Below are 13,147 nucleotides of genomic sequence, written 5' to 3' on the forward strand. Positions count from 1 at the left end.
TTCTTCTTCATCGCATCACGCAGGCTGGGAAAGGCGGGCTGTTTCGGCATCGGCAGGACTCCTCTGGCGGACGCCCCAAACCTATCAGATTAGGCAGAAAGTCGCAGGTTTTTCAGACGTTCCTTAATGTGCATCAACGCGGCCGGGGTCAGGTCAGGGTATCCAGGGCGCGAAAACCTGTTGCAAGGAGCAGCGCATGGCATTCGATGAGATCGTGGAGGCCCTCTCCGACCCGAAAACCCACGGCTTGGAGACCGAGGTGAAAACCGTGCGGACCCACGCCGCGATCGTGTTTCTTGCCGGGAACTCAGCGTACAAGGTGAAGCGCCCGGTCGTCTACGACTATCTCGATTTCTCGACACCCCAAAAACGCGAGGCGATGCTGCGCCGAGAAATGGACATCAACAAGTCGGCTGCGCCAGAAGTTTACCGCGGTCTCGTGCCGCTGACCCGGCGTGCCGATGGGCGTCTCGAACTGAATGGTGACGGCGAGCCAGTCGAATGGTGTCTGCACATGCGCCGCTTTCCCGAAGGCGCAGAGATGACGGCGGTGGCCGCTCGCGGCGGGATCGACCGGACCCTGGCCGAAGAAATTGGCGCGGCCATCGCGGACTATCACGCCGGCGCAGAGACGCGGCACGAGGATGGCCGCACGCTGGCGCGCACGGCCGCTGCCGATCTGAACGCAGCGCTCGGAGGGATGACGGATGCCCTTGGCGAAGGGCGCATCAAGCGTTTCCATGACTGCATCGCGACCGAAATCGCGCGCAACGCGGTGCTCCTGTCCGCGCGGGGGCGCGCGGGGCATATCCGGCGCGGCCATGGCGATCTGCACCTGGGCAACATGGTGCTGCTCGACGACAGGCCGGTGCTCTTCGACGCGCTCGAATTCGACGAGCGCCTTGCCACGCTCGACGTTCTCTACGACCTCGCCTTCGCGATCATGGACCTCTTGCATCGCGACCTCCACGAGGCGGCGCATGCCGTGCTCGACGCCTACCTCTACCGGGCGCGCGAGCCTTACCATTTCGACGGGCTGGCCCTGCTGCCGCTCTTCCTAGGGCTTAGGGCGGGCATCCGGGCGATGGTCACGGTGCAGGCGGCGCGGCTGGAGGACGGCCCGCCCGATTCCGGCATCGCCGAGGCCCAGGCCTATCTCGATCACGCGCTCGATTACCTCTCGCCTCCCGCGCCCCGTCTCGTTGCGGTTGGCGGGTATTCGGGCACCGGCAAAACCACCCTGGCCCGGCAACTTGCGCCGTCGATCGCCCCGGTGCCCGGCGCGATCCACCTGCGCAGCGACCTCGAACGCAAGGCAATGTTCGGGGTCGATCCGCTTTCGGGCCTGCCGCAGAGCGCCTATTCCGAGACCGCTGGCAAGCAAGTCTATGCCCGGCTGCTCGCGCAAGCCGACCGGTCCCTGCGCGCCGGACATTCCGTGATCTTCGACGCGGTCTTTGCCCGCGAGGAGGAGCGCCAGGCGCTCGTCGAACTTGCGCGGCAACGGGAGGTGCGGTTCTCCGGACTCTGGCTGCACGCGGATCGGGACACGCTTGTGTCGCGCGTATCGGCACGCCAGGGTGATGCCTCGGATGCCGATGAGACGGTGGTGCTGCGGCAACTGGCCTCCGGCGAGGGGGCGACGGACTGGGTGCGCGTCGAGTCCAGCGGCGATGTCCGGGACGTTCTGAACCGGGCGCACGCCGCGCTTGGATCCTGAAAGGACGGCAGGGCCTCGACCGCGCGGCCGATATAAATCAAGGCGCGCGTCGCGTGTCATCACATTACATTTTGGAATATGTCTGCGCTGCATGACTGGTGGACCAAGGCCGGCACGCAGACTTGCAAGGAGGCAGATGTCATGCTCACTCTCCCCCGCAAGGACGACGCCTATTCGCCACTCTATTGCCTCGCTGCCCTTGGACCGGGCGGTTTCGTCTTCACCTTCGGCTGAGGGGCCATCATTGGCCCGCTGGACATGGGCTTTGCCATGAATGTGCTCGGCCCGTTCGCATTTTGGGTCGTGCTTGGCGGCTCCTTCGCAACCATCGTGCTCTATGCATTCTACCGCATGAGCCAGCGAGACGCGGTCCCTGCATCAGCAGACCGACGCTGGCGCGTGCAGGTTGGAAATCGTCCACATGGCCTGAATTCTACGGGAAAAGGAATGTCACGCCGTAAGACGGATTTATGTGGCAACGCCGATCACGTGTGAGAATGTCGTCGGGATTGTCAAACGACGCTGCGTTACCATATCTGATCCGGTGACAGGGGTTGGTTTGTCATATTCAACGCTCCCAGAGCGCTGAGCCTGGCATGAACCGCATCAGCGAGCGCCCGGCAATCGGCCAGCGCCATGGCGAAACGTGCCTCGCTGAACTCCGTCAGCACTTGCGATGCGAGCGCCTGCTCGCCCGCGTCCAGCAGAACCGACGCCGCGCGCAGCACGTCCGGCAACTCCGCGTTTACGTTGGCCTCGATCGCACGCCAGTGTGTCCATATCTCGTCCAGGACGGGATCCGGTTTCTGAAAAGCGAGGTGCATCAGCCTCTTGAATTCATGGACAGCCGACGGCCCCGTCTCGATACCCTGCGGGACCAGAGAAACCGTGTCGGGACCCTTGTCTTCCTTGCGGAGATCAAGGAAGCGGTGGCTTTCGCCGGTTGTCAGGTACCGGTGCTGGCGCCAGGCCGGAGGCACCGTGTCCTGACCGAGAAAGACCGGCAGGAGTGGCGCGGTGACAGGGCCGACCGGTGCGTGCCACATCATGCGCAACGCGTCGTGCGATGGATGCGTCAGGGGCACGACCTGGCCATAGCCGGCGGTATCGCCAGTCAGCCGTTCGCTGCTGATAGACCAGAACACGTCTGCCAGCCCAATTTTTTCAGGGCGCGCAGCGCGCTGGCGCATTTCATCCTCGATCCAGGCAACCCCGTCCCAGCGATGCTTGCCGTCGCCATAGACGTGGTTGACATGAAAAGGACCATCACCCGGCGACCACCAGCCCATTTCACGGGCCGTGTCGAAGAAATGTATCGGGAACAGGAAGTTCTCGTCAGGCGCGTCCGGTACTTCGCCGATATACCCCGGGCGCGAGGCACGGATGCTGTCAGGGCCCAGCCGCTCGGCACACCACAGGCCGCGGCCTCCGGCAAACTCGATCACCACCCAAGCCTCGTCCGGGTCGGCGATGATGTGGGAATTGCCGCCATAAGTGGAATAGCCGTGCTTTGCGATCAGGTCACCGATCAGCTCTACGCCCTCGCGCGCGCTGTGCGCGCGCTCGATGACGATGCGGGCAAGGTCGGAATAGTTTGGTCCGGTCTGGTTTTTTGGCGTCATCGCGATCAGCTCGGCGCGCGAGGTGGACCAGATGTCACGCACCGCCACGCCGCGTTCGTTCAACCCTCCATTGGTCAGCGGAGCGGGCACGCCGAGGTAATAACTGTAACTCACCCGCATGTTGCGCAGGGTTTCCGGAGCTTGGGGTATTTCGGTCAAACGACCGGGCATGTCGGCCTGTGGCGTCACACCCACCGTGATGAACGTGCCGTCGGGATGCTGCGCACGCGGGCAGATTTCCAGCCAATGGCTGCTCGGCTCGTCGCCGTATCCCGCGAGGTATGCGACGCCGTCAGCCGAGTGATTGCGCCCGATATAGATGCCGTAACTCATGTATGTGTCTCTTTTGTCCGAGGGTCAGGCCAGCGGGAAATGGCAGGCATGGCGACGCCCATCCGGCATGGTCACATGGGATGGTTTCTCGGCCCGGCAGCGATCTTGTGCCAGCGGGCAACGTCCTGCGAAGTCACAGCCCCTGGGCCTGTTGAGCAGGCTGGGCACCTCGCCCGAGATCGACACATGTACCCGGCGGCGGTCGGGGTCAGGCTGCGGCACGCCTTCGACAAGCGCGCGGGTGTAGGGATGCACCGGACGAGCGAAGACCTCGGCGGTGCGGCCCTCTTCGACGATGCGGCCCAAGTACATGATCGCCAACCGGTCGGCGATGTGGCGCACCACGGGCAGGTTGTGAGTGATGATGAGGTATCCCAGCCCGTGCTCGGCCTGAAGATCGGCCATGAGGTTGAGGATTTCCCCCTGCACCGACACGTCAAGGCCCGCTGTCGGCTCGTCGGCGATGATGAGCTTGGGATTGAGTGCCAGCGCCCGCGCCACGCCCACGCGCCGCGCCTGCCCGCCCGACAGCTCGTGCGGGTAACGCGACAGGAAGGGCTTGGGCAGGCGCACCATCTCGGCCAGCCGTTCGGCTTCGGCATCCAGATCAACCCCGGTGATCCCGTGGATCTGGAACGGCTCGGTGATGAGCGCGCGCACCGACTTGCGCGGTGAGAGCGACCCGACCGGGTCCTGGAACATCATCGCCATGTCCCGGCGCAGCGGCTTGAACCGACCCTCGGGCATGTTGCGTATCTCGTGCCCCTCGAAGCGCACGCTGCCCGATTGGGCGGCCACGAGGTTGAGCACCGTGCGCCCTAGCGTCGTCTTGCCCGAGCCGCTCTCGCCCACCAGCCCCACGGTCTCGCCTGGCGCGACCGAGAGGCTCACGTCGAGCACCGCATCGACGTGGCGTTTTTCGAGCCCCTTGAGCCGCGCGCGCAGCGGGCCCACGGTCTCGAACTGCACGTTCAGGTCCGAAACCTCCAGCAGCGGATCGTCGCGCTTGGCGCGGACAGGTTTGCCGGCACTCGCCTCGCCCTGCCCCACGGTCATCACGTCCGGCGGCGGTGGCCAGTCCGGGTCGCGATGCGGGCCGTCCAGCAGATGACAGCGGGCAAGGCTCATCTCGCCACGAGCGACATCGGGCGGCTGCGTCTCGCGGCAGACCGGCAGCGCCTTCTGGCACCGCGGCGCATAGATGCAGCCCGAAAGCGGCCTGGTCAGGTCTGGTATGTCGCCAGGAATGACCGGCAGCTTGCGCGACACGTCGTCGATCCGCGCCGGATCGCATTCCAGCAGCGCACGGGTATAGGGGTGTTGCGCGTTGTGGAATATCTCGCGCACCTCGCCCGCCTCGACCACCTCGCCAGCATACATGACAACCACGTCGTCGCAGAGTTCTGCGATCAGACCCAGGTTGTGGGACACGACGACCACCGTCGCGTCCAGTTCCTTTTGAAGGTCCTGCAACAGGTGGATGATCTGCGCTTCCATCGTCACGTCGAGCGCCGTCGTCGGCTCGTCCGCCAGAAGTAGCTGCGGCCCCGTGAGCAACGCCATCGCGATGCCCGCACGCTGCCGCATCCCTCCGGAAAAATGATGCGGATACTGGTCGATCCGTTTGTCGGGGTCAGGGATGCCCACCTTGCCCAGCATCTCCACCGCCATACGCCGTTTCTCGGCGGTCGAGAGGTTGGGCCGCCGGTAGAGGATGTCGCGCATCTGCCGCCCGTAGGTCAGCACCGGGATCTGGCTGGTCATCGGGTCCTGGAACACGACCGAGATTTCCTCGCCCCGAATGGCGCGCAACTGCGGCTCGCCCGCGTGGAGCAGGTCGCGCTCACCAAAGCGCACCTCGCCACCGGTCACCTCGGCATTCCCCGCCAGAAGGCCCAGCAACGCCCAGAGCACGGTAGATTTTCCTGACCCGCTCTCGCCCACGATTCCGACGATGCGGCCCTTGCGGATCGGGAAGGAGATGTCGCGCAGCGCCTTGACGCGCCCGCGTGGCGTGCGGAAATCAACCGACAGGTTGCGAATGTCGAGCAGCGTTTCGGGCGCCTCAAATATGTCCTTTGGCATCCTAGCGTCCTTTCCCCATGCGCGGATCGAAAACGTCGCGCAGCGCCTCACCGAGGAAGGTAAAGCCCAGCGTTGTCAGGATCAGTGGTATGCCCCCGGCAATGACCATCCACGGCGCGTCGCGGATCACCAGATAGCCCTCGTTGAGGATCGTCCCCCAACTCGCCGTGGGCGGCAGCACGCCGAGACCCAGAAAGCTCAGCCCCGCCTCGACGGTCACCACCACAGGCACGTCCATCGCCGCTAGGATCATCAGCGGCCCCACCACATTGGGCATCACGTGGTGCATCAGGAGCCGGGTCATCCCGGCCCCCAACGACCGCTCGGCAAGGATGAATTCGCTGTTCTTCAGCGACAGCGTCGAGGTACGCGCCACCCGCGCGTATTGCGGGATCGAGGTGACGATGACGATGGCCAGAACCATCCCGAGGCTTGGCCCCGTCAGCGCCACGGTGGCCAACGCCAGAACGATCGTGGGAAAGGCGCGCACCGTGTCGAAAACCAGCAGCAGCAGGCTGTCGAGCCAGCGCGGCCCAAGCCCCGCGATCATGCCCAGGATCAGCCCCGTGACGAGCGCGACCGACACCCCGATCGCCGCGATCTTGAGCGCGACGCGCCCGCCGTAGAGGATGCGCGACAGCGTATCGCGGCCAAGCTGGTCGGTGCCCGCCAGGTGCTCCCATGTCGGCCCCGACAGGCGCGATGGCACGTCGAGCGTATTGGGCTCATAGGGCGCGATCCACGGTGCGAAGATCGCACTGGCAAAGAACAAGACCACGAGGATCAGCCCCGTCAGCCCCTGCCAGTTGGTGAGAAACAGGCGCAGTTTCTCGCGCCGCTCACGGGCGGCGGATTCGCGGAGCTCGGTCTCGGCCAGGTGGTCGGGCAGGCCCGAGGCATCCACCGGCGGCAGACCGGTTTCGAGGTCAGAGCGATTCACGGACACGGGGATCAAACCAAGCTATGAGGAGGTCGGACAACAGGACAACGAGGATGTAGAGGCCGGTGGCCACCAGCACCGCGCCCTGCACGATGGGGAAGTTGCGCGCCATGACGGCGTCGAAAATGAGCTTGCCGATACCGGGGCGTGCAAAGATGATCTCGGCGAACACGGTCGAGGAAATCAGCCCGCCAAAGCCCATGCCGATCAGCGTGATCGTTGGCAGGATAGCCACGCGCAGCGCATAGCCAAAAACCACCCGCTGCGGATGCAGACCGAAGGCGCGCGCCGAGCGGATATAGTTCTCGCCCATCACCTCGAGCATCGAGGCGCGCACCATCCGAGCCAGGTACCCCACCCAGCTCAACCCGATGGCAAAGGCGGGTAGCACCAGGTGCGACAGTTGGTCGGCGGTATCGCCGGGCTCGCCCGCGCCGATGGCGGGCAACCAGCGCAGGTGCACGGCGAAAATGAGCAACGCCCAGATCGATACGAGAAACGAGGGCACCGCGATCGTGCCCACCGACAACACGCCCGTCACCCGGTCGAGCCAGCTGTTGGGCCGCACCGCCGCCAGACAGCCGAGCGGGATGCCCAGCACCATCGCCCAGCCCATCCCCGCGCAGACCAGCGCGAGGGTGAAGCCGATGCGCTCCATGATAATCGCGGTCACGGGCCGGTCAGAGAACACGTCGAGGCCGAGGTCGCCGGTGGCCGCGTTGCCGATATAGATCAGGAACTGCCGCCACACCGGCTCGTCGAGATGCATCTTGGCGGCATAGCGCGCGATGGCCTCGGGCGTGGCGCGCGGGCCCAGCGCGATGGTCGCCGGGTCGCCGGGAATGAGGTACAGCAGCGAAAAGAGCACCAGCACGACGAGGCAGATCACCATCGCCGAGAGGCCCAGTCGCTTGACGAGATAGTACAGCACTCAGGCTCTCCCGTACCGGTGCCCGCGTGGCGACCGGCCCGCGCCTTGGCGGGGCCGGTCGCGCGGCGATGCGGTTACGCCCGTTCGAAGCGGCGGTAGTTCAGCTCGCCCGAGGGCGCGGCGTTCACCACCACGTCGGTGCTGTGCACGAAGGCCTCAGGCTCATGGTTAATCCAGACATAGGCGCCGGTGTTCTCCATGATCTCCTGCATCCGCACGTAGATGTCGTGGCGCTTCTGCGGGTCGGTCTCGTTGATGCCCTCCTGGTAGAGGCGGTCATACTCTTCGTCCGTCCACCGCTCCCAGTTCCACACGCCGACCTGGTCGGAGGTAAACCATTGCGTCGCCTCGTAGGGGTCTGGCGTGGTGCCAAAACGCATGATCCACAGTTCCAGATCCTGCCAGGTGTCGCCCTTGCTCTCCTGGCCCATTTCCCAGAACGGGCCACTGTCGAGCGGCAGCACCTTTACGGTAATCCCGACCGCCGCGAGGTTGGCCTGGATGATCTGCGCCGCCAGCATCCGCTCCTGGTTGTTGAGCGTGCGCAGCGTCAGCTCCAACCCCGCGACACCCGCCTCGGCAAGCATTTCACGCGCCTTTGCGGGGTCATAGGCATAGCCCGCGCTGTCGCGCTGCCCGACGAGGCCGGGGCAGATGATGCCGTGGGATTTCGCGGTGGTGCCCGAATAGGCCCCCTGAAGGATCGTATCCACGTCCACCGCGTGCTGTATGGCTTGGCGCACGCGGATGTCCTGCAACTTGGGATGTTCGGTGTTCATGCCCATCCACATGTATTGCAGCTCGCCCGCCACGGCGATGCCGGTGCCTTCTGGCATGTCCTTGGTATAGCGCGCCAGCGTGTCGGCGCCCACCTCGGTGCAATCCAGTTCCCCGGCCTCGAAAGCCAGTTCGGCGGCCTTGACCTCGGTGATGACATTACACTCGATCCGCTCGAAGGCCGGTTGCGGCCCGTTCCAATCGGGGTTGGCGGAAAACACCGCGCGCTGACCCGGCGTCGCCTCGTAGGTATATGGGCCGCAGACCGCCGGAAACTGCGTGGTGAACTTGCCGCCCGCCTCGGTCATGGCCTTCTCGCTAAGCACCGCGCCGGGGCCGTGACACAGCGTGATCATGATGAATGGTGCAAAGGGCTTCGACAGGACGATGGTGCCGCTGCGCTCGCCCGTCACCTCGACATGGTCCATCGCCTCGAAATAGCCTGACCAGTCGCTGTCCTTCATCCGCTCGTAGGAATACTTGACATCCGACGCCTGCACCGGCCCGTGGCCACCCGACCATACCAGCCCCTCGGCCAGCTCGAAGTCGATATGCGTGCCGTCTCGCTGCTCCAGCTTGGTGACAAAGTACGTGGGCTCCCAGGTGAACGTGTCGCCGTCGCGGGCGTATTGCGCGAGGAAGGGCAAGCATTGCTTCTGCGCCTCGATTTCGGTGCCGCCGGTCATGTAGCCCGGATCGAGCACGTTGTTATCGCCGTCGATGCGCAGCCGAAGCGTGCCGCCGCCCTGCGCGAACGCGGCGGTCGGCCAGCCCGGCACGAGGCCCATCGCCCCAAGTACGGCAGTGGTGCCAAGAAATCCCCTGCGTGTGGTTCCAGTCTGTTTCATCTCTGTCTTCTCCCTGTTTGTTACCTGTGCAGATCATGCCACGCGAAGGCACGTCAGCCTATTTCGCATCCTTGCGCGAAGTGACGCTGAACTCGCGAATATCGGCTCACATATGATCCCGCGCGATCCGCTCTTCCCAACGCTTTTCCGCCACCAGATCGTCGCCCTCCCAAGCGCGCAACTCGGCAGTGACGATGAAATCCTGCGCGTCCGCTCGAAGCTCTGTCCGGGTTTCCGAGCGCACGGACCAGTCGCCACGGCTCAGCCCGTAGTGCCACTCGGTGCGTCCCCACGCGGCGGTCACATCGTCAAGCGGCACGCCATAGGTCTCGTATCCCTGCTTGTGCATGGTGATGTCGTTGGCCAAGAGCCGTGTCACCCCGCCACCCTCGGCGATCTGCATCTGCATTTCGTTGCCTGCCGCATCCTCGACGATGCGGAAATAGCTCTCGGGTTCGATGATCTGCTCGGTCACGGGCGGCGGCCCGGCCTCCGGAGGATCGAAGGCAGGCAGCATATCGTCCAGCGGCGACGGTCCGCGCAGTGGCAGATCCAGGGCGCTGCCCCCGGTATGGATGCTCAGCGTCACCGGCTCGGGGGCTGGCCAGATCATCGGGAAATAGCTGGTCGACAGTGCCAGCCGCAGCCGGTGCCCCACGGGCAGGCTCTGCGCCACGGGCTTCATCGGGACGGTCACGTCATACACCTCGCCCGGCACCAGCGGTTCAGGCCGGTCGTGCCCGCCGCGATGGGTGAGGTTGAGCGCGCCAAAGCAGAGCCGCGTCGCCCGCCCGTCGGGGTGAACGTCCACCAGTCGCGCCGCGATCTGCGCCACCGGGCGGTCCACGCTCAGCCGCAGGTGCACATTGGCATCCCCGGCAAAGGTCAGCCCCTCCTCCGGCACCTCGATCTCGAAGCACAGGCTGCCCGCATCCTCGCGCCGCTGATCCACCGGCGCATCCCCCGGCGCGCCATAGCCGCACCACTTGCCTGAGGCCATGCCGACATCGGCGGGGCTTAGATGGGTCAACGTCGCGATCTCATTCGGATACTCAAGGCTTAGCTCGCCGCCGGGTGTGAGGTGAAAGAGCGTGCGCGCGACCTGCGGCGAGGGCCATTCCCGCTCGGCGATCCAGCGGCCCGGGCGCGAATCGTAATGGCCCCGTGGTGGCACGCTCTCCTGCACGAAGAGCCGCAGCATCGGCTCATTCATGATGCCGGTATCCTGCCCCTTGAGCCAGTGATCCCACCAGCGCAATTCCTCTTGCAGGAAGCCGATCGCCGGCCCCGGCTCTCCGAGGTGTGGATAGCGGTGCGCCCAAGGGCCGACCAGACCCTTTTTCGGGCCTTGAAGGTTCTCCATCAGGCGAAACACGCTGCGGCAATACCCGTCCGCCCAACCCGACACTGCGTAGACCGGCACACGCACCCGCGACCAGTCCTCGCAGATCGACCCGTGCCGCCAGAATTCGTCGCGCCGCTGATGCCCCAGCCAGTTCTTGAGCCACAGCCCGCTGCCCTCCAACCGTTCCAGCCACATGTCGCGCCACCTGTCGCCGACATTGGCCGGATCGGGGGGCAACGTGTTGCGCCCGAACATGATCGACGCCCAACTCAACTGCTCGCCCAAAAGACAGCCGCCCATGTAGTGGATGTCATCGGCATAGCGGTCGTCGGTCGAGCACAGCGTCACCACCGCCTTGAGCGCGGGCGGTTGCAAGGCCGCGATCTGAAGCCCGTTGAACCCGCCCCAGGAAATGCCGATCATCCCCACCTTGCCATCGCACCACGGCTGCCGCGCGATCCAGTCGATGGCGTCGCAGCCATCCTGCAATTCCTGAGGCAGGTATTCATCCACCATCAGCCCCTCGGAATCGCCCGAACCGCGCAGGTCGAGCCGGATCACCGCGTAGCCGTGCCCGGCGAGGTAAGGCTGCATCGAGGCATCGCGCATCGTGGTGAAATCATTCTTGCGATAGGGAAGGTATTCGAGGATCGCGGGTACCGGCGCATCCGGCGCACCCTTCGGCATCCAGATGCGCGCGGCCAGCTTGCAGCCGTCTCGCATCGGGATTTCCAGATGACTGATTTCCGTTACCTCATACGGAAACACGTCCACGTGCTTCATTCGTCTACCTCCGGGCCGCTGTTCATCACAGGGATGCGTGTCATTGCCCAGAGCCTACGCACCGCCGCGCGGCACGCAATTTCGCACCCTTTCGCTAATTGACGCTATTTGGGCTTCACTATACACATGCGACATGTCTGATGATCTGCGCCACAACCTCGCCCTGCTATGCAGCTATTTTCCATCAATTGCAGAGGTCTGCCGCAGGCTTGACTTCAATCGTCAGCAGTTCAACAAGTACCTGGCTGGCAATGCCTATCCGTCGCGCCACAACATGCGTCGGATATGTGATTTCTTCGGTGTCTCCGAATCCGAACTGTTGATGGAGCCGCAGCAATTCCAGGAGATCGTTTCACTAAAACGCAAGCCGCTCCAGCAGGAAGCGCTGAGCAAGCCCCTGCGCCATCTCGACAGGCTGTATCAGCACAGTCAGGAATTGAACAAATATGTAGGCTATTATTTCCGCTACTTTTATTCCTTTGGTAACCAGGGAAAGGTCATTCGGTCCCTGGCGCTCGTCTACCGCGAGGATGACAAGTATTACTGGAAGAATATCGAGATTCTGCGCGACCCGGAAACCGGACGCACGAGCGGGCTGAACAAATACGAAGGCGTGTTGTTCTACCTTGCTGATCGCCTCTACATTCTGGAGTACGAAGCGATCGAAGTGAATTCCATTACGCAGGCAACGCTTTACCCAAGCCACCGAAGCAGGCTCGGGTTGCTGCTTGGCATACAAACCGGCGGCCCGACACGCCGAGGACGCAAACCCGGAGCCTCGAAGGTTGCATTGGAGTATCTGGGCCGCGATATCAATGTCCGCCAAGCTCTGAAGCGCACCGGGCTGTTCGATCCAGAGGATGGCCTGATACGATCAGAAATCCTTTCCTTGATCGAGAACACCATAGAACCGTCGACATTTGTTCTGGATGTGGACGAGCCGTGATGCGTGGCTGTTTCAGGTCGGTTGAACAGGATGGCCCGTCTCCCTGAACGGATATGAAGCGGCCACCGATCACCCATCCGGTCGCGCGCCAAAGTAGTCCCGGCGCCCTGGAAACACTTACGGAGTTCAGGCGACCACCATCGTCGATACGTTCACGTCATCATCCACCGCAAGCGTGGCAAGCAGCATTGATCCTGCCCTGAAAAAGTGGACGGGGTCAGGCCGCCATGCGCTCCATGTCGGCCGGTGATCTATAGCCTATCGCGGAATGCAGGCGGCGTGAATTGTAGAATCCTTCGATGTAGGCGAAGAGATCCCGGCGCGCTTCGTCCCGTGTGGCGTACACGCGGTGATGAACCCGTTCGACCTTGAGCGTGTGGANATGGCTCGCGGACCTGACCTACATCCGGACCGGCGAAGGCTGGCTCTTTCTTGCGGCGCTGATCGACATGCACACCCGCAAGGTCATGGGCTGGAGCATGCGCGAGACCCTTCATGCCTCGATCGCACTCGAAGCCCTCGACATGGCCATCAGACGCCAGCGCCCGGCGCCGGGGCTCATCCAGCATTCGGATCGCGGCATTCAATACGCGGCCGACGAGTATCGCCAAGCCCTTGCCGCAGCGAAGATAACGCCTTCCATGAGCCGGAAGGGCCATTGCCTCGATAACGCACCGATGGAGAGCTTCTTCCACACGCTCAAGGTCGAACGGGTTCATCACCGCGTGTACGCCACACGGGACGAAGCGCGCCGGGATCTCTTCGCCTACATCGAAGGATTCTACAATTCACGCCGCCTGCATTCCGCGATAGGCTA

Annotated in this window: 8 protein-coding genes and 2 pseudogenes; 3 read left to right on the top strand and 7 right to left on the bottom strand. The window is 64.0% G+C overall.

The annotated features are described in order from the left end of the window. Window positions 1–196: 196 nt before the first annotated feature. Window positions 197–1,720, top strand: a complete 1,524-nt coding sequence (locus C6W92_RS16765) for a bifunctional aminoglycoside phosphotransferase/ATP-binding protein (RefSeq protein ID WP_129435211.1) — start codon at window positions 197–199, stop codon at window positions 1,718–1,720. 527 nt (window positions 1,721–2,247) lie between these two features. Here the strand turns inward: C6W92_RS16765 and C6W92_RS16775 are convergent. The 6 genes from C6W92_RS16775 to C6W92_RS16800 all read right to left on the bottom strand — a co-directional run bounded on the left by C6W92_RS16775 (window position 2,248) and on the right by C6W92_RS16800 (window position 11,384). Beyond that, on the bottom strand, window positions 2,248–3,675 hold the full coding sequence (locus tag C6W92_RS16775) for a C69 family dipeptidase (protein WP_129435213.1): 1,428 nt from the start codon (window positions 3,673–3,675) through the stop codon (window positions 2,248–2,250). A 24-nt stretch (window positions 3,676–3,699) separates the two neighbouring features. Beyond that, the gene (locus C6W92_RS16780; protein WP_129435215.1) at window positions 3,700–5,760 is read right to left on the bottom strand and encodes an ABC transporter ATP-binding protein; all 2,061 of its coding nucleotides are present in this window, start codon (window positions 5,758–5,760) and stop codon (window positions 3,700–3,702) included. 1 nt (window position 5,761) lies between these two features. Next, window positions 5,762–6,700 carry an ABC transporter permease gene (locus C6W92_RS16785; protein WP_241691200.1) on the bottom strand — a complete coding sequence of 313 codons (939 nt, stop codon included), beginning with the start codon at window positions 6,698–6,700 and terminating at the stop codon, window positions 5,762–5,764. Next, window positions 6,687–7,631 carry an ABC transporter permease gene (locus C6W92_RS16790; RefSeq protein ID WP_104018645.1) on the bottom strand — a complete coding sequence of 315 codons (945 nt, stop codon included), beginning with the start codon at window positions 7,629–7,631 and terminating at the stop codon, window positions 6,687–6,689. Before C6W92_RS16790 ends, C6W92_RS16785 begins: the two co-directional genes overlap by 14 nt. Window positions 7,632–7,705: 74 nt before the next feature. Beyond that, a complete protein-coding gene (locus C6W92_RS16795) occupies window positions 7,706–9,256 on the bottom strand; it encodes an ABC transporter substrate-binding protein (protein ID WP_129435217.1) in 1,551 nt (516 codons plus the stop codon). A gap of 106 nt (window positions 9,257–9,362) precedes the next feature. Continuing rightward, window positions 9,363–11,384, bottom strand: coding sequence for a CocE/NonD family hydrolase (locus C6W92_RS16800; protein ID WP_129435219.1), 2,022 nt, complete (start codon window positions 11,382–11,384; stop codon window positions 9,363–9,365). Window positions 11,385–11,517: 133 nt separating this feature from the next. On the opposite strand from C6W92_RS16800, the gene C6W92_RS16805 reads away from it, so the two are divergent. Next, window positions 11,518–12,330 (top strand): helix-turn-helix transcriptional regulator, encoded by an 813-nt coding sequence (locus C6W92_RS16805; RefSeq protein ID WP_129435221.1) that lies wholly within the window; start codon window positions 11,518–11,520, stop codon window positions 12,328–12,330. A 217-nt stretch (window positions 12,331–12,547) separates the two neighbouring features. On the opposite strand, the pseudogene C6W92_RS16810 reads toward C6W92_RS16805, so the two are convergent. After that, window positions 12,548–12,709: pseudogene (locus C6W92_RS16810) on the bottom strand (IS3 family transposase); the annotation flags it as partial. A gap of 4 nt (window positions 12,710–12,713) precedes the next feature. Here C6W92_RS16810 and C6W92_RS16815 point away from each other — a divergent pair. Beyond that, window positions 12,714–13,147 (top strand): annotated as a pseudogene (locus tag C6W92_RS16815) (IS3 family transposase); the annotation flags it as partial.

The sequence above is a fragment of the Roseovarius sp. A46 genome, from assembly GCF_004126395.1.
Taxonomy (GTDB): domain Bacteria; phylum Pseudomonadota; class Alphaproteobacteria; order Rhodobacterales; family Rhodobacteraceae; genus Roseovarius; species Roseovarius nitratireducens.